Here is a 20,992-nt window from a genome sequence, read left to right as displayed (position 1 = left end):
TGAATACACTTTGACCAAACACCACTTGTATACAATTACAAAACGCAAGAGGCACCAAAACAATGAGCAAAATGAGAGCAATCGAAGCCGCTGTCCTGGTAATGCGCCGTGAAGGCGTGGACACCGCCTTCGGTATCCCCGGCGCCGCGATCAACCCGCTGTACTCGGCCTTGCAGAAAGTGGGTGGCATCGATCACGTCCTTGCTCGCCACGTTGAAGGCGCCTCGCACATGGCCGAGGGTTACACCCGCACCAAGGCCGGCAATATCGGCGTGTGCATCGGCACCTCGGGCCCGGCCGGCACCGACATGGTCACCGGCCTCTACAGCGCCTCGGCCGACTCGATTCCGATCCTGTGCATCACCGGCCAGGCGCCGCGTGCTCGCATGCACAAGGAAGACTTTCAGGCGGTGGACATCACCAGCATCGTCAAACCGGTGACTAAGTGGGCCACCACGGTGCTCGAGCCGGGCCAGGTGCCCTACGCGTTTCAGAAAGCCTTCTACGAAATGCGTTCGGGCCGCCCCGGTCCGGTGTTGATCGACCTGCCGTTCGACGTGCAGATGGCCGAGATCGAGTTCGACATCGACGCTTATCAACCCCTGCCCCTGGCCAAGCCGCTGGCCACCCGCGTGCAGGTGGAGAAAGCCCTAGCCCTGCTCGACCAGGCGGAGCGCCCGCTGCTGGTGAGCGGTGGCGGCGTGATCAACGCCGACGCCAGCGAGCTGCTGGTGGAGTTCGCCGAACTGACCGGCATTCCGGTGATCCCGACCCTGATGGGCTGGGGCACGATCCCCGACGATCACCCGCTGATGGTGGGCATGGTCGGTCTGCAGACCTCGCACCGTTACGGCAACGCAACGATGCTCAAGTCGGACGTAGTGCTGGGCATCGGCAACCGCTGGGCCAACCGCCACACCGGGTCGGTCGAGGTGTACACCGAAGGCCGTAAATTCATCCACGTGGACATCGAGCCGACGCAGATCGGCCGCGTCTTCACACCGGACCTGGGCATCGTTTCCGACGCCGGCTCGGCCCTGACGATGTTCATTGAAGTAGCCCGCGAATGGAAAGCCGCCGGCAAGCTCAAAGACCGCAGCGCCTGGCTGCATGATTGCCAGCAACGCAAAGCCACCCTGCAGCGCAAGACGCACTTCGATGCGGTGCCGGTCAAGCCGCAACGGGTGTACGAAGAGATGAACCAGGTGTTCGGCAAAGACACCTGCTACGTCAGCACCATCGGCCTGTCGCAGATTGCCGGCGCGCAGTTCCTGCATGTGTACAAGCCACGCCATTGGATCAATTGCGGCCAGGCCGGCCCGCTGGGCTGGACGATTCCGGCGGCGCTGGGGGTGGTCAAGGCCGATCCGAGCCGCAAAGTGGTGGCGTTGTCCGGCGACTACGACTTCCAGTTCATGATCGAAGAACTGGCGGTAGGCGCGCAGTTCAAGCTGCCGTACATCCATGTGGTGGTGAACAATTCCTACCTGGGTCTGATCCGCCAGGCCCAGCGCGGTTTTGAAATGGACTACTGCGTGCAGCTGTCTTTCGACAACCTCAACGCCCCGGAGCTCAATGGCTATGGCGTGGACCACGTGGCCGTCGCCGAAGGCCTGGGGTGCAAGGCCCTGCGCGTGTTCGAACCAGGCCAGATCGCGCCGGCATTACGCCAGGCCGAGGCAATGATCGAAGAATTCAAGGTGCCGGTGATCGTTGAGATTATTCTGGAACGGGTGACCAATATTTCCATGGGCACCGAGATCAACGCCGTCAATGAATTCGAAGACCTGGCCCTGGTCGGCAACGACGCGCCGACTGCCATTTCCCTGCTCGATTAAGGAGAACCCTATGCCGCGCTTTGCCGCCAACCTGTCCATGCTGTTCACCGAACAGGACTTTCTCGCCCGCTTCAAAGCGGCCGCCGATGCCGGTTTTCAAGGGGTCGAGTACCTGTTCCCCTACGAATTCAGCTCTGCCGAGATCAAGGCGCAACTCGACACCCATGGCCTGACCCAAGTGCTGTTCAACCTGCCGGCCGGTGACTGGGCCAAGGGCGAGCGCGGCCTGGCGTGCCATCCGGACCGCGTCGAGGAATTCCGCGCCGGGGTCACATTGGCTATCGCTTACGCCCAGGTGCTGGGCAATACGCAGATCAACTGCCTGGCGGGTATTCGTCCGGCCGGCGTGGACGAAAAGCTGCTGGAAGAGACCTTCGTCGCCAACCTCAAGTACGCCGCCGACAAGCTGCAAGCGGCAGGCATCAAGCTGGTCATGGAGGCGATCAACACCCGCGACATCCCAGGCTTCTACCTGAACAACACCGCCCAGGCCCTGGCGATCCGCGAGCGGGTGGGCAGTGACAATCTGTTCCTGCAATACGACATCTACCACATGCAAATCATGGAAGGTGACCTGGCCCGCACCATGGCCGCGCACCTGGGTGAGATCAATCACATCCAACTGGCGGATAACCCGGGGCGCAACGAGCCGGGGACCGGGGAGATCAACTATCGCTTCCTGTTCGAGCATCTGGACCGGATCGGATACACGGGTTGGGTCGGCTGTGAATACAAGCCGCTGACCACCACCGAAGCGGGCCTTGGCTGGCTCAAAACCCTGTGAGAGGGGCCACCCCCCTCCCACAATAAGAAGAGGCATTCATCATGGCTAAAATCGGCTTTATCGGCACCGGCATCATGGGCCAACCCATGGCCGCGAACCTGCAGAAAGCAGGTCATCAACTGTTCCTCTCCGAGCACCACGGCAAGGCCCCGCACGCGCTGATCGATGCCGGCGCCGTGGCCCTGGCCAACCCGCAGCAAGTGGCTCAGGAAGCCGAGTTCATTATCGTCATGGTGCCGGACACCCCACAGGTCGAGGACGTGCTGTTCCGTGCCGACGGCGTGGCCGCCGGGCTGTCGCCGAACAAGGTGGTGATCGACATGAGTTCGATCTCGCCCACCGCCACCAAGGCCTTCGCCGCCAGGATCAACGAGCACGGCGCGCAGTACCTCGACGCGCCGGTGTCCGGCGGTGAAGTCGGCGCCAAGGCCGGCACCCTGAGCATCATGATCGGTGGCGAGCCACAGACCTTCGAGCGCGCCCTGCCGCTGTTCCAGGCCATGGGCAAGAACATCACGCGGGTAGGTGGCAATGGCGATGGCCAGACCGCCAAAGTCGCCAATCAGATCATCGTGGCGCTGAACATCCAGGCGGTGGCCGAAGCATTGCTGTTCGCCGCCAAAAACGGTGCCGACCCGGCCAAGGTGCGCGAAGCGCTGATGGGCGGCTTTGCCTCGTCGAAAATCCTTGAAGTGCACGGCGAACGCATGATCAAGGGCACGTTCGATCCGGGCTTCCGCATCAACCTGCACCAGAAGGATTTAAACCTGGCGTTGGCCGGTGCCAAGGAATTGGGGATCAACCTGCCGAACACTGCCGGTACTCAGCAGGTGTTCAGCACGTGCAATGCCCTGGGTGGCGGGAATTGGGACCATTCGGCGCTGATCAAGGGCCTGGAGCATATGGCGAATTTCTCGATTCGCGATCAGTAACGCCGTGATCGAATGTGGGAAGGGGCTTGTCCCCTCCCACAGTTGGCCTTTTCCAAGGCCAAGGCTGAAATAGCTGCACGTCTAATAACAAAAATATCCGGGAGCCCGCTTATGTCGGTCGATCCGCAACACCTGCTTCGCGAGCTGTTCGCCACAGCCATCGACGCTGCCCACCCGCGCCAAGTTCTCGAACCTTTTCTGCCCGTCGACCGCAGCGGCCGCGTGATTGTGATCGGTGCCGGCAAGGCCGCCGCAGCCATGGCGCTGGTGGTGGAAAACTGCTGGCAAGGCGAAGTCACCGGCCTGGTGGTCACCCGCTACGGGCATGGCGCGCCATGCAAGAAAATCGAAGTCATCGAAGCGGCTCACCCGGTGCCCGACGCCGCCGGCCAGGCCGTGGCGCAGCGCGTGCTGGCGTTGATCAGTAATCTGGGCGAAGACGACCGCGTGATCTTCCTGCTCTCCGGCGGCGGCTCAGCCTTACTGGCCTTGCCCGCCGAAGGCATTACCCTGGCCGACAAGCAGGCCATCAACAAAGCCCTGCTCAAGTCCGGCGCGACCATCGGCGAGATGAATTGCGTGCGCAAGCACCTCTCGGCGATCAAGGGCGGGCGCTTGGCCAAGGCCGCCTGGCCGGCCACGGTGTACACCTACGCGATTTCCGATGTGCCGGGCGACCAGGCCACGGTGATCGCTTCCGGACCCACCGTGGGCGACCCGAGCACCTCGCAACAGGCACTGGCGATCCTCAAACGTTATCGCATCGACGTGCCCGCCTCGGTGCACCATTGGTTGCAGAACCCGGCGTCGGAAACCGTCAAGCCCGGCGACCCGGTGCTGGCCCGCAGCCATTTCCAATTGATTGCCCGCCCGCAGCAATCCCTTGAAGCAGTGGCGGTGAAAGTGCGCCAGGCCGGTTTCAGCCCGCTGATCCTCGGCGACCTGGAAGGCGAAGCGCGGGACGTGGCCAAGGTGCATGCCGGTATCGCCCGGCAGATCGTGCAGCATGGCCAGCCGCTGGCGGCGCCGTGCGTGATTCTGTCCGGCGGCGAAACCACCGTGACCGTACGCGGCGACGGCCGTGGCGGTCGCAACGCCGAATTCCTGCTGAGCCTCACCGACAGCCTCAAAGGCCTGCCCGGCGTTTACGCACTGGCCGGTGACACCGACGGCATCGACGGCTCCGAAGATAACGCCGGCGCGCTGATGACCCCGAGCAGCTACGCGCGCGCCGAAGCCCTCGGCCTGTCGGCCAGCGATGAGCTGGATAACAACAATGGCTACGGCTATTTCGCCGCCCTCAACGATTTGATCGTCACCGAGCCGACGCGCACCAACGTCAACGACTTCCGCGCCATCCTGATCCTCGAGACTGCCCACCATGACGCCTGACAAAAAGGTCAAAATCCTCGCCACCCTGGGCCCGGCCATCGACGGGATCGATGACATCCGTGAGCTGGTTGAAGCGGGGGTGAATATCTTCCGTCTCAATTTCAGCCACGGTGAGCATGCCGACCACGCCCAGCGCTACCAGTGGATCCGTCAGGTGGAGCGTCAGCTCAACTACCCGTTGGGCATTCTGATGGACCTGCAAGGGCCGAAACTGCGGGTCGGGCGTTTTGCCGACGGCTGCGTGCAACTGGTGCGCGGCCAGGCGCTGCGCCTGGATCTGGATGAAACCCCGGGGGATGAGCGCCGGGTCAATCTGCCCCACCCGGAAATCATCGCGGCCCTGGAACCAGGCATGGACCTGTTGCTTGACGACGGCAAGCTGCGCCTGCGGGTGGTCACCAGGCACAACGATGCCATCGACACCACGGTGCTGAACGGCGGCGAATTATCCGACCGCAAAGGGGTGAACGTCCCACAAGCGTTGTTGGACCTGAGTCCCCTTACCGCCAAGGACCGCCGCGACCTGAGCTTCGGCCTGGAGTTGGGCGTGGACTGGGTGGCGCTGTCGTTTGTGCAGCGTCCGGAAGATATCCGCGAGGCCCGCGAGCTGATCGGCGACCGGGCGTTCCTGATGGCCAAGATCGAGAAGCCCTCGGCCGTGCAGCACCTGCGGGAAATCGCGCAACTGAGCGATGCAATCATGGTGGCTCGCGGTGACTTGGGGGTGGAGGTGCCGGCCGAGAGCGTGCCGCAGATCCAGAAGCGCATCATCCGTACCTGCCGCGAACTGGGTAAACCCGTGGTGGTGGCTACGCAAATGCTCGAATCCATGCGCTTTTCCCCGGCGCCGACCCGCGCCGAAGTCACCGACGTGGCCAACGCCGTGGCCGAAGGCGCGGATGCGGTGATGCTGTCGGCGGAAACCGCGTCGGGCGAATACCCACTGGAAGCCGTGCAGATGATGAGCAAGATCATCCGCCAGGTGGAAAACGGCCCGGACTACCAGACTCAACTGGAGGTCAACCGGCCTAAAGCGGAAGCCACGGTTTCCGACGCCATCAGCTGTGCGATTCGTCGTATCAGCAGCATCCTGCCGGTGGCGGTGCTGGTGAACTACAGCGAGTCCGGCAGCTCCAGCCTGCGCGCGGCACGGGAGCGGCCGGTGGCGCCGATCCTCAACCTGACGCCAAACCTGTCCACCGCACGGCGGTTGAGTGTGGCGTGGGGCGTGCATTCGGTGGTCAACGATCGACTGCGCCAGGTGGACGAGGTGTGTTCGACGGCGCTGGAGATTGCCCAGGCCCAGGGGATGGCAGAGCGCGGGGATACGTTGGTGATTACTGCCGGGGTGCCGTTCGGGCAGCCGGGGTCGACCAACTCACTGCGCATAGAGGTGTTGATCTAGCGTCTGTAGCGGCCCCATCCGGGGCAAGCCCCTTCCCACATTGGACTGCATTCACAGCTATGACTCTGTGAACCCAATCAAGTGTGAGAGGGGGCTTGCCCCCGATGGGTTTCACCCCGGTCCAACTGAATACCCACCATGCACAACCCAACCTGCCCCGACTGGGCCGAAGCCCTGCTCAACGGTTTCAGCCAGATTTTCCTGCAGCGCCACCCGCTGTGCGGCCTGCTGTGCCTGCTGGCGATCCTGATCAGCGCCCCGGCGTTGCTCGGCGGTGCGTTGCTGGGTGGCGTCGCCGGCTTGCTCACGGCCCAGCGCCGAGGGTATCCAAAGGCTGAGCGCCAGGCCGGGCTGTATAGCTACAACGCTGTGCTGCTGGGGTTGCTGATCAGCCAGTCCTTCCCATGGTCGGCGTTGTTGCCACCGCTGATCCTGGCGGGCGGCGGCGTCAGCGCGATGCTCACGCGGCAGTGGTTGAAACATGCCAGCCAGCCCGATGATTTGCCCGCCTATACCGCGCCTTTTGTCGGCCTGGGCTGGCTGCTGCTCGGCAGCGCGCCGCCCGGCGAGGTGGATAGGATCGGCGCCGACGTCCTGGGTTTGCTCAGCGCGCCCTTCACCGGTCTGGCACAGGTCATGCTGCTGGACCAGCCGCTGGCCGGCGGCCTGATTGCGCTGGGCCTGTGGCTGGCCAGTCGCCGCGCCGCGCTGTGGGCCTTGGCCGGCGCCGGCAGCGGCGCATTGCTCGCCCTGGGGTTGGGCGAAACCCCTCACGCCCTGCTCGGCCTGCACAGTTACAACCCGGCGCTGGCGGCCCTGGCATTGAGCCAGATCAGTCGTCGCACCTGGCTGCCGCTGGCCGGTATCCTGCTGGCGATCCTGCTGACGCCGGGCTTTGCCGCCCTGCACCTGCCGGCACTCACCGCGCCGTTCATCCTCGCGTGCTGGCTGGTGCGCGCCAGCCGCAGGATGCTTCGGAAACCGCGCATGGACAGCCCCTTCGAATCCCCCTAGGCTTGCTCGAAAATCGAGTCAGGCGGGATTTATGGACAGCAACAACGATTGGCGTCAGCGGCTCTACGTCATGGTTTTCCAAAGCGACACGGTGGCCGGGCGGCGGTTTGACGGCATCCTGCTGCTGATCATTCTGGCCAGCCTGGTGATCGTGATGCTCGACAGCATCGACCAGGTGCACCAGAACTACGCCGACGTGCTGGCCTATATCGAATGGGGCTTCACGCTGATCTTCGCCATCGAGTACGGCCTGCGCCTGTACTGTTCGCCCAAACCGCTGCGCTATGCGTTCAGCTTTTATGGGTTGGTGGATTTGCTGGCCATCGTGCCCGGCATCCTCGCCTTGTATTACAGCGATGCGCAGTACCTGCTGATCATCCGCATCATTCGCATGCTGCGGATCTTCCGCGTGCTCAAGCTGAGCCCCTACCTCAAGCAAGCCAATTACCTGATGTCGGCACTGCGCGGCAGCAAGCAGAAGATCGTGGTATTCCTGGTCAGCGTGTGCACCCTGGTGACCGTGTTCGGCACCTTGATGTATGTGATCGAAGGCCCGGAACACGGGTTTACCAGCATCCCCAAGGGTATCTACTGGGCCATTGTGACCCTGACCACCGTCGGCTTTGGCGATATCGTGCCCAAGACCCCGCTGGGCCAGGTGATTTCGTCGCTGGTGATGATCACCGGTTATTCGATCATTGCGGTGCCCACCGGGATTTTTACCGCCGAACTGGCCAGTGCCATGCGCGGCGAGCAACTGCACACCGACTGCCCGGTGTGCCACAAAGACACCCACGAACCCAACGCAGCATTCTGCTCGCGCTGTGGCAGCAATCTTTTTAAGAAAGTGGAATAAGCAAAGTTCTTTTTAATCTTTAAGCGACTATGCGGCCCCGGCTATAGTCGCTGGCATTGTGCCTGTCCCCTCTTCTCGAACAACAAGGAATGAGCAGTGAAAAAACTCCTTAGCGCCTCTCTCCTGGCCGCCGGCCTTGCCCTGGCGGGCGCCGTGCAGGCCGCCCCCGTCACGCTGCTTAATGTGTCCTACGACGTGATGCGCGATTTCTACAAGGACTACAACACGGCGTTCCAGAAGCACTGGGAGGCCGAGCACCCGGACGACAAGCTGACCTTGCAGATGTCCTTCGGCGGTTCGAGCAAACAGGCACGCTCGGTGATCGATGGCCTGCCGGCCGACGTGATCACCATGAACATGGCCACCGACATCAACGCCCTGGCCGACAATGGCAAACTGGTGCCGGACAACTGGGTCACACGCTTGCCCAACAGCAGCGCGCCGTTCACCTCGGCCACGGTGTTTATCGTGCGCAAAGGCAACCCCAAAGCCCTCAAAGACTGGCCGGACCTGCTCAAGGACGGCGTGCAGGTGATCGTGCCCAACCCGAAAACCTCGGGTAACGGCCGCTACACCTACCTGTCGGCCTGGGGCTATGTGCTCAAGAACGGCGGCGATGAAGAGAAAGCCAAGACATTCGTCGGCAAACTGTTCAAACAGGCGCCTGTGCTGGACACCGGCGGCCGCGCCGCCACCACCACATTCATGACCAACCAGATCGGCGACGTGCTGGTGACCTTTGAAAACGAAGCGGAAATGATCGCCCGTGAATTCGGCCGCGATCAGTTCGAAGTGATCTACCCAAGCGTGTCCGCCGAAGCCGAGCCGCCGGTGTCGGTGGTGGACAAAGTGGTCGAGAAAAAAGGCACCCGTGCCGCCGCCGAGGACTATCTGAAGTACCTGTGGTCGCCGCAAGGCCAGGAAATCGCCGCCAGCAACTACCTGCGCCCACGTGATCCGGCGGTGCTGGCCAAGTACACCGACCGTTTCCCTAAAGTCGACTTCCTGTCGGTGGAAAAGACCTTCGGTGACTGGCGCACCGTGCAGAAAACCCACTTCAATGATGGTGGTGTGTTTGACCAGATCTACTCCGGTCAATAACTGAACACATGCAGTAAACCTGTGGGAGGGGGCTTGCTGTGGTGAACGGGCTTGCCCCCCCTCCCGCAGAGTTATTTCAGCCTTTGAGACTTGTGTAGCCCCCTCCCACATTGGTTTTGCGCGGGGGGGCTGGGTAGATGTTTCTGAATGTATCATCAGCCGACATAAGTACTATCATCCCAAGCGGCCTACTCGTCGCTAAGCCTTGCATATACCCTCGCAGGCCATCTTCCTTCGCTTTATGAGAACACCATGAACGCTACCCCACACCCAACGAGCACCATGACCCGAGGCATGGTGATGCTGTTTGCGTTTTGCTGCGGCGCCATCGTCGCCAATATCTACTATGCGCAGCCGATCATCGAACTGATCGCGCCGGACATTGGCCTCACGCCTGCGATGGCCAGCCTGATCGTGTCGCTCACGCAAATCGGCTATGCCTTGGGCCTGTTTTTCCTGGTGCCCCTGGGTGACTTACTGGAAAACCGCAAACTGATGATCACCACCACGGTGGTGGCCATTGCCAGCCTGCTGGGCGCGGCGTTTACCGAGCAACCGAACCTGTTCCTGCTGGTGTCGTTGTTGATCGGCTTCAGCTCGGTGTCGGTGCAGATCCTGATTCCCCTGGCCGCGCACCTGGCGCCCGCCGAGTCCCGCGGCCGGGTGGTCGGCAGCATCATGGGCGGACTGCTGTTGGGCATTCTGCTGGCGCGGCCGGTGTCCAGCGTCGTGGCGGACCACTTCGGCTGGCGCGCGATGTTTATGGCCGCAGCGGCGTTGATGGCGTTTATCAGCGTGGTGCTGATGCTCACCATCCCCAAGCGTCAGCCCGATCACAGCGCCAGCTACGGCCAACTGCTGCGCTCGCTGGGCACCTTATTGCGTGAACAACCGCTGCTGCGTCAACGCGCGTTTTACCAGGGCTGCCTGTTCGCCACCTTCAGCTTGTTCTGGACCGCGGCCCCGCTGGAGCTGGTGCGCAACCACGGCCTGAGCCAGACCCAGATCGCGATCTTCGCGCTGGTCGGTGCCATCGGCGCCATCGCCGCGCCGATCGCCGGGCGCCTCGCCGATGCCGGTCACACCCATCGCGCGTCATTGCTGGCCATGCTGTTCGCAGCGCTGAGCTTCCTGCCGGCCTTCGTACATCCGCTGTACAGCGTGATTGGCCTGGCGGTCACCGGCGTGGTTTTGGACTTCTGCGTGCAGATGAATATGGTCCTCGGCCAGCGCGCCATTTACGCCCTGGACGCCAACAGCCGCAGTCGCTTGAACGCGCTATATATGACCAGCATCTTTATCGGTGGCGCCTTCGGCTCGGCGATTGCCAGCAGCGTGTACGAACACGGCGGCTGGCTGGGGGTGATGCTGGTGGGCAGCGCGTTTCCACTGGTGGCGTTGTTGCGGTTTCTGAGCGCCTCACGCCGAGGAGCCGTCGCAACAGCCTGAATAGCCATGCGCCAGGCAGCACAGTAAACGCTCGACCGTATGCTCGAGCGGCCCTGAGTTATCCAGCACGAATAACGGCGCGCTGTTGCCGGTGATCAATTCTTCGGTAAACCGTGCATTGCGCGCCAGCCGCTCTTCAATCTCAACCAGAGACTCACGCCCGCGCGCGCTCAAACGCTGCCGCAGCACCGCCTGATCAACCGTCAGTAGCAGTACCAGCGAAGAAGGATAACGCTCGCGGGTCACCGCCAGGTGCGCGCGCGAACCATTGACCAGCACGTCCTCTCCCGCCGCCAGCCAGTCGTCGATCACTTTTGGAATGCCATACCACAACCCATTGGCCTGCCAGCGCAGCGCAAATGCCCCTTGCACCTCCATCGCGGCGAACTGCTCGGGGCTCACCCCCTGCGCGGCCTCGCCCACTGCTTCCGCCGAGCGGGTAATCACGCGACGCACAATGCGGCAGCCACGCTCGGCCAGACGCGCACGCGCTGCGTCCAACAGGCTGTCCTTGCCCGAGCCCGATGGGCCGATGAGATAGATCAACCTGCCTGCCATTGAACAGCCTCTGCGTTTATCTCCAGCCGTATTGAGCGGCTGGCAGCACCTGGGAAATTGTCGCGGGACAGTATAGAGGGTGCGCAGAGGCTCAAAGCAACGCATCAATGTGCGGTGAGGTAGATACCTTGGGCCTCCAGCAATCGGATCCGCTGATAATCCGCAGCGATCACCGCTGGATCAGCATGCACCAGGTAAACCGTCCCTGGCTGGCTGAATACATCTTGCGTCACGCCCAGGGGTTGTCCCTCCTCAACGTAGAACACCGCCTCAAAGAATGACGCCAGCTTGAGCAGTTCCTCCACAAACCGCGCCTTGTGGAAGTAGCCGTCGGTGCGATTGATCAGGCACACATTGTAGGTGCGCTGCAGGCGCTGATAATCGAAGTCCCTGGCCAACAACTGCGCGAATGCGTGGGGTTTGGTGATGGACAACACCACCGCCTCGATCTGCCCCAGCCCGGTGGTCTGGCGGGATACGCCAGGACGAAGAATGCCATCGGTACGCGCGGCGATTTCCACCAGTTTCGGCCCTTCGTCGGTGAACATGACTTCCGCGTGGCTGGGGCCGTTGCGGATGCCCAGGCACTGCACCACGGCGCGGGTGTATTCCACCAACGGCAAGTAGAGTGGCGAGTCTGGCCCGATCAATTCATCGATGTCATAAAGAATGCCGCCGCCCGGGGCCCGCTGTTTTTGATAGCGCACCACCTCGGTGACCAGTTGCTGGCCATCGACGCACACCATGTTCACCACATACTCCAGGCCGGCCAGATACTCCTGAATCAACACCTGGGTATTGCGGCCGTTCAACCGGTTCACCGTGCCCAGCAGCGTTTGTACCGCCGCCTCGCAGGCCGGCAAATCCTCACAGATAAACACCCCATCGGCCCCCGCGCTGTCGAGCGGCTTGACCACCACAGGAAAACGCCCGTGGGCGTTGATCCAAGCACGTGCAAGCGCCCAACTGTCGGCAACGCACTGTCGTGCTACGGGCAAGTGCGCCTGGGCAACCGTTTCGATCATGGCGAACTTGTTTCGACGGGCATGGGTGTTGTCGAAGTCATTGCGATACGGTAACTGAAGGCGCTCGTTCAACTGATCGGCGAGCAGCACACCGGTTTCGGCACCGGCGATGATGAACTGGGGCGCGAAAAGCTCAACGCTGGCGAGCGTTACCTCAATATGGGTATTTGTGATCGTTTGGTCATACAGTGTTGGATCGAAACCTCTGTAATAATAACTGTCCAGACTGCCCGAGGAGGCCACGTGCATCAACACACACCCTTCCTCTTTCAATCGCTTCACGACAAATTTCCCGGATGAGAACCCATCAACGACGGCGATTCTGATCATAGTCTCTCTCTCCTCAATTCATATAAGGTCCGCCCCAAAAGCAAAAAAACGATGATACCTACGGCCAAGACACTGGCAACGGAAAACTCTATGCGAGCATCAAAGTACTGAAGCAAAAGAACAAATACCGGGAGAGTCAATAGCACAAGCGACACATGGATGGGGGTGAGGTAATAGATAGTTTTTTGGATCAGGTATATCGGTAGTAAATGACCCACCCCCACTAGAATTATCATGGGGATTAAAAGGTCTCGATCCAATGTAAAACTCCCCCCTGTTATTGAAACAACGAGAACGCAAAAACCAACCATCGCGATATTCCTAACGGCAAGAATTTCAAAAATAGACCAGTGCCGAGCAAACATTTGCTTTGAAAAAACTGTGTATATGACCGTTCCGAGCGCGCACAGCACCACACTGGCTATGCCCAACAACCGTTGTGCAGATGTTGTCGTAGCGATACCACTGTTCCCGGAAAAGGAATTGAAAAGCATGATTCCGACCGAAATTAGCACCAGGCAGGATACAAGTGCATCTGCGAAAGCAACCCTAGCGCTGCGCCTGTCAAAGAAAGAGATAAGTAAAGTTAGCGCTGGGCCGCAGGCTACAGCTGCCACTCCCACCACTGCTGGCTCAAGATACCGCAGGGCATAAAACAAACCACCCCAATTGAACAGCACAGCAAGATTAATAACAACGACCATTCCCCACTGTTCGCGCAATTTCGTAAAAAATGATCTCGAGTTACTCCAAAGCGCGCACACAACAAAAAAAGCTGTCGATACAATAAAACAATAAAAAACGACTGAAATCGTACTAACAGCTTGTGTCACGAAAGCAACATACACATCGAACGCTGCACTAATCAGACAAAATAAAAGCCCAATTAAAAAACCTTTACCCAGCATAGTTTACACCACCAAGCAATTTAAAAACCCTCTCTAATTATACTCACACCCTTCTCATGAACGGATATCTTCATAAGCGTCTTTACAGAGACACCCGTACTTCTATGAACATTATCAAAGCCATGATTCCCAACTTTTTCAACAGCACATAAAGCGTCAACCAGCTCCGCCCCGCAGGCCCTTACAGCCTCTACCAATGCAATTACAGCCCCACCAGTACTTAATGTATCGTCAATAATAGTTACCCTATCGCCCGCCTTGATTCCATTGAGATACATCTTTCCTTGAAAGTACTCAGAGCTAATATCAACCACTTGCTCATTAGCATCTCCAAGATTATACGAATACCACCTTGCCATAGCCAACGGAATGCCTGTCAACAAGGAGATAGTAGTAGCCAATGCAGCTCCTTTATCTTCCTCCGTTACAATTTTTGTGACACTTAAATCCATTAACTTTATAATTCCATGAGCCACTTCCATTAGAACCGCAGGCCGTAACGCAGGTATTTGATCAGTAAACTCATTCACTGTCGTCAAAGATTTTCCAGAGTTCACAACTTTTGCGTTTCTATAAATCTCTTCGAGCAACATCACTGCACCCCGCTGTATTCCGGATAGTTCCCATCCCATCGACTTTTGTATTTCCAAGAGCTATCAAAAAACAAAGTAACAATATTCTTATTACTAAATGCAGCAGCGATTTCTTCACAAATAAGTAGATTCGCTCCGCAAGTCGGACCGACTGCAAGTCGTTCTTCTGTTATAAATCTCTTCATTCGAGCCCAAGAGGCAGGACCATCAACTACTCTTATTTCATCAATAAGCGCGGACACAGTATTCGCCGATAGAACTCCAGCTCCAAGCCCCATGAGATTATGAGAGCAGTGTTTAAAAACCAGATCATTTCTTTTTGCATACAAAGGCGCAGAACTGTCAACCTCAATCCCAATAGTTTTTATATTCCTGTATTCGTGCTTTAATATTTCAGCAATACCAGAGAATGTGCCTCCAGTCCCTATAGAACATACGAAAAAATCAGGCACCACATCAAGCCCCTTCAGCGCTGCCACTATTTCCTTTCCACAAATATTCCAAGCCTGTCTATTTAAGATATTCTCGGACTGATCCAGAAAGTAGATACCACTTGAGAGATTTTTGGCGAGATACCTTTTAGCTCTTGCGACCGCTCCGGACAAAAACTCCTCTTTTGGGGTTTCAATTATTTGCGCCCCAAACGAGCGAATTTGCGTTTTTCTTTCTTCAGTCATCCCCTCAGGCATAAATATTTTTACACCGTAACCTTTAGCTCTACCTATCCAAGCAAGTGCCGCACCGCCATTCCCCGTAGAGCAGTCTACAAGGATCATACCCGGTACAATTTCACCGCTTCGCTCCAATTCGCTAACAATATTTAGGTACGTTCTATCTTTATGGCTTCCTGAAGGACTTAGAAACTCACATTTTGAAAAAACTCTATTTCCGTTCAGAGAAATAGTCGACAACTCGACAAACGGAGTATTACCAATATCTAGCAGATTCATCTGAAACCCCAAGGTATTTGAATATCTTGAAGCTAACTGATTACTCACAAAAAAAATAGCTAGCCAAACAGATAGGTACCCAGGTGATTCCACTACCCCATGTATAGGAATGGTCTGTCAGACCAAATATCAATGAACCACTTTAAAAATCAAAGGCAAACTCTCACGACTTTTCTTACAAACTTGTTGGCTTACAGTTGCTATAAGGCATCGCTAGCCCTTAGCAATCGCAGCTCATCAGCGATCAGGCTTGGTCGCCTGGATTAGAATGGCGCACGGTGCCGCGCATGCGGCATTATCATGTTCGTGTTATGGCGAGCTGTGCTTGGGAGGGCTCACGCCCTGCGGAGGCTTCCATTCCCTGGTCGACCAACCAGAGTACTGCTCGCCACTCTTCTGCTTGGTCGCTGACGCGGTGAGCTCCAACTGAATGGAGATGTACTGCATGAAAAAGGTCACCCCCAATCCCCCCGCCATCCGCTTCGAAGGGGATTCCACAATCCACGCCGAATATGATCTTCACCCTCCGCCTCGGCCTCAGCACCTAAGCGGCATTGAGCAACGCCAGCGAGATGCGGGAATCCGCGACCGCCTGTGCTTACGATTGTGCCGAGCACCTAGATGGCGCAAGCCGCAAGTGGGTGCTGGCGTTAGTGCAGATGATTGAGAGCGCACAGTTGTTGTTGGTGAATGAAACACTGGAGCGGGAATATCCTGTGACTTGATGGCTGAGAAAACCTCCAGTGGTAGGGGCAAGTTGAATCTTCGCACCGCCCCTCGCCCACATGCTCTCCATGTTTCGAGGAATGGATTTCAGGATGAAAAAGGCAACCCGAACAGACAGTGTGAACAATTAGCAATCTGCGCGGCGCTCAAAGAAAATGTTCCGTATCGAAAGGTACGGAGCATTTTTCGTTATGGCCGACATCCAAGGAGAGCGAATGCTGGCGCATCCAGAAATGGCGATCGCTCGAAGATCCATCGTTGAGCATCCGTTCGGCAAACTTAAGCAGTGGTTGTTTGGCAATGCTCGCTTCCTACTACGACAGCTTGAGGGTACAAGAGCCGAAATGGCCTTGGCAGTGAACGCCTACAACCTGAAACGAGCAATTAACGTGCTCGGCGCGCGCCAATTGATGGCGTTGATGGGCTGAAAGGCCTTTTTTCGCTTGCTGTCTGCATAAAAGCAAACGCCTCGAACAAGTCGGGGCGTTTGCTTGGAACCACCATCAGTGCGTTTTCACACAGTCTGCGAAGGTCGCCTTTTGTCACTGCGCGTACTGCTTACTCAACCCCGGCGGCACGCCTTGTACATTGGTTTCTTCCCACGGCCCGTTGGGGCTGATGGAGCGGCTCCAGCCATTGCTCCAGCGGTAGTAGGTGCGCTGGCGGTAGAAGGTGTCGGGTTGTTCGTCCAGCACATACACCTGCATCTTGCCGTCCCAATGGCTGGCGGCGCCCGGTGGTGGGGCGAAGGTCGGCGACTTGGTCGGCAGCGGTTTCGGCGGAGGGGTGACCGGGCCGGACGGTTTGGTGCTTGGCTGGGTCGACGGGCCCGACGGTGGGATGGTCGGCCCGGTCGGCCCAGGCGGTGGCCGGTGGACCGCACAGGCGCTCAGGCCCAATACCAGGCTGAGCAAGGTGATACGTGCGAATGCGGTCATGGCGTTTCCTCGAATGACTTGTCCGGACTGTCGATGGTCAGCTGCTGCAGTGCAGTGGTGGAGCTGGCCAGGGGTTGGCTGCGGCCGATCCATTCGCCGGCGGTCGGTTGACCGGCCCGGGATATGCGCGCAACCAGTTGGACTTCGGGGAAGTTGGACAGTTTCAACTGCGGCATCATCGCATCGGCATCGCCCAGTTCGACGGTGATCGGCAACTCCGCTACGGTGACACGCTTGGCCGCCAACGGCGCCGGCGGGCCACTCACGGCACGGGCGAAGATAAATACGCTGTCACCTGGCAGGGCCTTGGCCTTCACCTCGGCGGACACAGCCACGCGCACTTTCAACGTCGCTGCCTGCTTCGCCTGGGCGACGGTGCCGCCACTTTCCTTGAGTTTTTGCGCGGCGCGGTCGATACCGCCTTGCAGCGCAGCGCGGGAATTGTCTTCGGGCGGCAGTTGCGCCAGCAGACGGCTCCAGTAGTCGATAGCTTCCTGATAGCGCTGGCCTTCAAACGCGGCAATACCCAGCAGGCCGAGGCTGGTGACTTCTTTCGGGTCGAGCTTCAACGCCTCGTCCGTCAACGCCTGGACCTTCGGCGACCATTGTTTGTTGTCGGCAAAATACTGGGCCTGAGCCCACTGGCCGAGCAGTTCCGGCTGGCGACCGGCCAGGGCGACGGCACGCTCGAAGACCTTGGCCGCATCGGCGGAGCGGTCCTGGGCCATGTAGGCCCGACCGAGGAAGTACAGGCCTTCGGCCGAATCCGGCTGGGCGGCGGCGGCGCGTTCCAGGCGCTGGGTCATGTCTTGCAGGGACACCGGCGGCTGGGCAAATTCGCGCGTCAGTTCCACCTTGTCGCTGGCACCGAAGTGCAGGTACAAGCCCAGGCCCAGCACCGGCACCAGAAACGCGGCCAACAACGGCAGCGGTTTGCCCAGACGCGATTCGCGGGGGGTTTCCACGCCTTCGGTGTCGGCCAGCAATTCGCGGGCGGCTTCGGCGCGGCCGGTGTCCAGTTGTGCGGCGTCGAGCACGCCTTCGGCCTGCTGGGTCTGCAGTTCGGCAACGCGCTCTTGGTAGAGCGCCACATTCAGTGCGGTGCGATCCTCCTCGCGCTGGGCACGACGGCCGCGCAGTACAGGGATCAACAGGAAACTCAGGGCAACCAGAAGCAGCAAGCCTGCTGCGAGCCAGAAATCAATCATCAGTGGTTTTGTCCAGCAGGTGGTCGAGGCGTTGGCGCTCTTGCGGGGATAGCGCGTCGGAGCCATCGGTAGGTGCGGCGCGGCGGCGGCGGACGATCACGGCCATCACCACCACACCGCTCAGCAACAGCGCGGCGGGGCCAAACCAGAGCAGCGCCGTCTTGCCGGTCAGCGCCGGTTTGTAACGCACGAAATCACCGTAGCGGTCGACCATGAAGTCGATGATCTGCTGGTTGTCCTTGCCCTCCCCCAGCATGCGGAAGATCTCTTTGCGCAGATCGGCGGCGATGGGCGCATTGGAGTCGGCGATGTCCTGATTCTGGCACTTGGGGCAGCGCAGTTCCTTGGTCAAGTCGCGAAAACGCTCGCGGTCGGCATCATTGGCAAACTCATAGGTGTCGATGGCGGCGTGGGCGACGCCGGCCAACCCCAGTGCCAATACGGCAGCGGCTAACAGGCGCTTCATGGCTTGGCCTCATCGACCAGGGCCTGGTACTTGGCGGCCAGTTGCTCGCGCCATACCACGTCGTCGATCACGCCGACGTATTTGTCGCGGATCACGCCCTTGGCGTCGATAAAGAAGGTTTCCGGGGCGCCGTAAACGCCCAGGTTCAAACCGAGGTTGCCGTCTTCATCACGGATATCCAACTGATAGGGGTTGTGAAACTCGGCCAGCCATTTGAGCGCCGCCGCGTTGTCGTCCTTATAGTTGATGCCGTAGATCACCACACCGCGCTCGGCCAATTTGTTCAGCACCGGATGCTCCACGCGGCATGAGATGCACCAGGTGCCCCACACGTTGACCAGCGCGGGCTTGCCCAGCAGGTCGGCACGGGTCAGGGTTTTATCGCCCTGCACGGTGGGCAGGGAAAATTCCGGGAACGGCTTGCCGATCATCGCTGACGGCAGTTCGGCCGGGTCGAGGTACAAGCCGCGGTAGAGGAACACCGCCACCACCAGAAACGCCGCCAGCGGCAACACCATCAACCAGCGCTTCATACCGCCGCTCCTTGCAGGCCGAGCGCTTCACGCACGCGGCTCTTGACCTTGACCCGATAACGCCGGTCCAGCGCGGCCAGCAACCCACCGAAACCGGTGAGCAGGCCGCCGAACCAGATCCAGCGCACGAACGGTTTGACATGCACCCGCACCGCCCAGGCGCCGTCACCCAAAGGTTCGCCCAGCGCCACATAGAGGTCGCGGGTGAAACCGGCGTCGATACCGGCCTCGGTCATCATTGAGCTCTGCACGGTGTAGAGGCGTTTTTCCGGATGCAGCACGGCGACTTCCTTGCCATTACGGACGACGCGCACGGTGCCTTTGTCTGACGTGAAGTTCGGGCCTTCGAAGTGTTTGGCGCCTTCGAAGATAAAGTGGTAACCGGCCAGGTCCATGGACTCGCCCGGCGCCAGGCGCAGGTCGCGCTCGGCGCTGTTCTGGCTGGAAAGCACCACGCCGAGGGCGCACACGGCAATGCCCAGGTGCGCGACCTGCATGCCCCAGTAGCTGCGGGTCAACGCCGGCAAGCCTTTGATCAGGCCTTTGTGGCGGGTCTTGTCGACGATGTCGCGCACGCCGGCCAGCAGCACCCAGGCCGCGAGCAGGAACGTGGCGAGCACCGCCCAGTTGAAGTCGCCGTAGGCGATGCCGGCGATCACCGCCAAAGCCACGCTGCCCAGCAGCACCGGCATCAACATGCCGAGCAGCCATTTCACCGGGGTGTCTTTCCAGCGCACCAGTACGCCGACCGCCATCACCACCATCAACAGGCCCATCAATGGGATAAACAAGGCGTTGAAGTACGGCGGTCCCACGGACAGCTTGGCGCCGCTCAAGGCATCCAGCACCAGCGGGTACAACGTGCCGAGCAGGATCATCGACGCGGCCACCACCAGCACCAGGTTATTGCCCAGCAGCAGGGTCTCCCGCGACCACAGGTTGAAGCCCACCTGGCTCTTGACCACCGGCGCGCGCAGGGCGAACAGGGTCAGCGAACCACCGACCACGAACAGCAGGAAGATCAGGATGAAAATGCCGCGCGCCGGGTCGGACGCAAACGCGTGCACCGAAGTCAACACGCCCGAACGCACGAGGAAGGTGCCCAGCAGGCTGAGAGAAAACGCGGCAATGGCCAACAGCACGGTCCAGCTCTTGAACACACCGCGTTTTTCGGTGACCGCCAGCGAGTGAATCAGCGCGGTGCCCACCAGCCAGGGCATGAACGAGGCGTTTTCCACCGGGTCCCAGAACCACCAGCCACCCCAGCCGAGTTCGTAGTAGGCCCACCACGAACCGAGGGTGATACCAATGCCCAGGAAGGCCCAGGCGACGATGGTCCACGGCCGCGACCAACGCGCCCAGGCCGCGTCCAAGCGCCCACCGAGCAAGGCGGCGATGGCGAAGGCGAAGGCCACCGAGAAGCCCACGTAGCCCATGTACAGCATCGGTGGGTGCACGATCAGGCCGATGTCCTGCAGCAGCGGGTTGAGGTCGCGGCCATCCACCGGCACCTGCGGCAGGATGCGGCTGAACGGGTTGGAGGTCATGATCAGGAACAGCAGGAAACCGATGCTGATCATGCCCATCACCGCCAGCACCCTGGCCAGCATGATTTGCGGCAACTGGCGCGAAAACACCGACACGGCGAAGGTCCAGCCGCCGAGGATCAGCGCCCACAGCAGCAACGATCCTTCGTGGGCGCCCCACACGGCGCTGAACTTGTAGTACCAGGGCAGCGCGCTGTTGGAGTTATTCGCCACATACGCGACGGAAAAATCGTCGGTCATAAAGGCGTAGGTCAAGCAGCCGAATGCAAACAGCAGGAATGCAAATTGCCCCCACGCAGCCGGCTGCGCCAGGCTCATCCACAGGCGATCACCGCGCCAGGCGCCGAGCAACGGCACCACGGCCTGGACCATAGCCAGGCACAGCGCAAGGATCATCGCCAATTGGCCAAGCTCCGGAATAAACAATGCGGACGTCATG

At 59.8% G+C, this 20,992-nt stretch carries 20 protein-coding genes and 1 pseudogene; 11 read left to right on the top strand and 10 right to left on the bottom strand.

The features are described from left to right. The first annotated feature begins 62 nt into the window (after positions 1–62). The 9 genes from gcl (at position 63) to QRN10_RS20105 (ending at position 10,771) form a co-directional block, all read left to right on the top strand. A complete protein-coding gene (gcl, locus tag QRN10_RS20145; RefSeq protein WP_253511601.1) occupies positions 63–1,838 on the top strand; it encodes a glyoxylate carboligase in 1,776 nt (591 codons plus the stop codon). 10 nt (positions 1,839–1,848) lie between these two features. Beyond that, positions 1,849–2,622: a hydroxypyruvate isomerase gene (hyi, locus tag QRN10_RS20140; protein WP_181081893.1), complete on the top strand. Its 774-nt coding sequence runs from the start codon at positions 1,849–1,851 to the stop codon at positions 2,620–2,622. 41 nt (positions 2,623–2,663) lie between these two features. Next, positions 2,664–3,554, top strand: coding sequence for a 2-hydroxy-3-oxopropionate reductase (locus tag QRN10_RS20135; RefSeq protein WP_181081894.1), 891 nt, complete (start codon positions 2,664–2,666; stop codon positions 3,552–3,554). Positions 3,555–3,665: 111 nt separating this feature from the next. Then, positions 3,666–4,946: a glycerate kinase type-2 family protein gene (locus tag QRN10_RS20130; RefSeq protein ID WP_266248648.1), complete on the top strand. Its 1,281-nt coding sequence runs from the start codon at positions 3,666–3,668 to the stop codon at positions 4,944–4,946. Further along, on the top strand, positions 4,936–6,351 hold the full coding sequence (pyk, locus tag QRN10_RS20125) for a pyruvate kinase (RefSeq protein ID WP_253511594.1): 1,416 nt from the start codon (positions 4,936–4,938) through the stop codon (positions 6,349–6,351). The genes QRN10_RS20130 and pyk overlap by 11 nt, the downstream gene beginning before the upstream one ends. Positions 6,352–6,489: 138 nt before the next feature. Further along, positions 6,490–7,365, top strand: coding sequence for an urea transporter (locus QRN10_RS20120; RefSeq protein ID WP_181081897.1), 876 nt, complete (start codon positions 6,490–6,492; stop codon positions 7,363–7,365). 31 nt (positions 7,366–7,396) lie between these two features. After that, a complete protein-coding gene (locus QRN10_RS20115) occupies positions 7,397–8,221 on the top strand; it encodes an ion transporter (protein ID WP_181081898.1) in 825 nt (274 codons plus the stop codon). A 96-nt stretch (positions 8,222–8,317) separates the two neighbouring features. Then, positions 8,318–9,322, top strand: a complete 1,005-nt coding sequence (locus tag QRN10_RS20110; protein WP_285428983.1) for a sulfate ABC transporter substrate-binding protein — start codon at positions 8,318–8,320, stop codon at positions 9,320–9,322. Between the two features lie 252 nt (positions 9,323–9,574). After that, entirely contained in the window at positions 9,575–10,771 is a 1,197-nt protein-coding gene (locus QRN10_RS20105; protein ID WP_253511588.1) for an MFS transporter, read from the top strand. On the opposite strand, the gene phnN is transcribed toward QRN10_RS20105, so the two are convergent. From phnN to QRN10_RS20080, 5 genes are all read right to left on the bottom strand, one after another. Then, positions 10,742–11,329 (bottom strand): phosphonate metabolism protein/1,5-bisphosphokinase (PRPP-forming) PhnN, encoded by a 588-nt coding sequence (gene phnN, locus QRN10_RS20100; RefSeq protein ID WP_285428982.1) that lies wholly within the window; start codon positions 11,327–11,329, stop codon positions 10,742–10,744. The genes QRN10_RS20105 and phnN overlap by 30 nt on opposite strands. 104 nt (positions 11,330–11,433) lie before the next feature. Then, positions 11,434–12,684, bottom strand: a complete 1,251-nt coding sequence (locus tag QRN10_RS20095) for an ATP-grasp domain-containing protein (RefSeq protein ID WP_285428981.1) — start codon at positions 12,682–12,684, stop codon at positions 11,434–11,436. After that, positions 12,681–13,592, bottom strand: coding sequence for an EamA family transporter (locus tag QRN10_RS20090; RefSeq protein ID WP_285428980.1), 912 nt, complete (start codon positions 13,590–13,592; stop codon positions 12,681–12,683). The genes QRN10_RS20095 and QRN10_RS20090 overlap by 4 nt, the downstream gene beginning before the upstream one ends. 20 nt (positions 13,593–13,612) lie before the next feature. Next, positions 13,613–14,185 carry a phosphoribosyltransferase family protein gene (locus QRN10_RS20085; RefSeq protein ID WP_285428979.1) on the bottom strand — a complete coding sequence of 191 codons (573 nt, stop codon included), beginning with the start codon at positions 14,183–14,185 and terminating at the stop codon, positions 13,613–13,615. Next, positions 14,185–15,135 (bottom strand): cysteine synthase family protein, encoded by a 951-nt coding sequence (locus QRN10_RS20080; protein WP_285428978.1) that lies wholly within the window; start codon positions 15,133–15,135, stop codon positions 14,185–14,187. The genes QRN10_RS20085 and QRN10_RS20080 overlap by 1 nt, the downstream gene beginning before the upstream one ends. Before the next feature lie 572 nt (positions 15,136–15,707). Here QRN10_RS20080 and QRN10_RS25380 point away from each other — a divergent pair. Next, on the top strand, positions 15,708–15,860 hold the full coding sequence (locus QRN10_RS25380) for a DUF6124 family protein (protein ID WP_502941454.1): 153 nt from the start codon (positions 15,708–15,710) through the stop codon (positions 15,858–15,860). A gap of 210 nt (positions 15,861–16,070) precedes the next feature. Then, a pseudogene (locus QRN10_RS20075) lies at positions 16,071–16,289 on the top strand (transposase); the annotation flags it as partial. A gap of 114 nt (positions 16,290–16,403) precedes the next feature. Here the strand turns inward: QRN10_RS20075 and QRN10_RS20070 are convergent. The 5 genes from QRN10_RS20070 to QRN10_RS20050 are packed head-to-tail and all read right to left on the bottom strand — an operon-like array spanning position 16,404 to position 20,991. Continuing rightward, positions 16,404–16,799, bottom strand: a complete 396-nt coding sequence (locus QRN10_RS20070) for a hypothetical protein (RefSeq protein ID WP_253511575.1) — start codon at positions 16,797–16,799, stop codon at positions 16,404–16,406. Next, the gene (gene ccmI / locus QRN10_RS20065) at positions 16,796–18,007 is read right to left on the bottom strand and encodes a c-type cytochrome biogenesis protein CcmI (protein WP_253511572.1); all 1,212 of its coding nucleotides are present in this window, start codon (positions 18,005–18,007) and stop codon (positions 16,796–16,798) included. Before ccmI ends, QRN10_RS20070 begins: the two co-directional genes overlap by 4 nt. After that, positions 18,000–18,473 (bottom strand): cytochrome c-type biogenesis protein, encoded by a 474-nt coding sequence (locus QRN10_RS20060; RefSeq protein WP_253511569.1) that lies wholly within the window; start codon positions 18,471–18,473, stop codon positions 18,000–18,002. Before QRN10_RS20060 ends, ccmI begins: the two co-directional genes overlap by 8 nt. Beyond that, on the bottom strand, positions 18,470–19,006 hold the full coding sequence (locus QRN10_RS20055) for a DsbE family thiol:disulfide interchange protein (RefSeq protein WP_253511565.1): 537 nt from the start codon (positions 19,004–19,006) through the stop codon (positions 18,470–18,472). Before QRN10_RS20055 ends, QRN10_RS20060 begins: the two co-directional genes overlap by 4 nt. Beyond that, a complete protein-coding gene (locus QRN10_RS20050; protein ID WP_181081603.1) occupies positions 19,003–20,991 on the bottom strand; it encodes a heme lyase CcmF/NrfE family subunit in 1,989 nt (662 codons plus the stop codon). The genes QRN10_RS20055 and QRN10_RS20050 overlap by 4 nt, the downstream gene beginning before the upstream one ends. Position 20,992: the final 1 nt, after the last annotated feature.

It is taken from the genome of Pseudomonas sp. lyk4-R2A-8, assembly GCF_030209095.1.
Classification (GTDB): Bacteria; Pseudomonadota; Gammaproteobacteria; order Pseudomonadales; family Pseudomonadaceae; genus Aquipseudomonas; species Aquipseudomonas quebecensis.
This window is presented reverse-complemented; position numbering and strand designations above follow the sequence as displayed.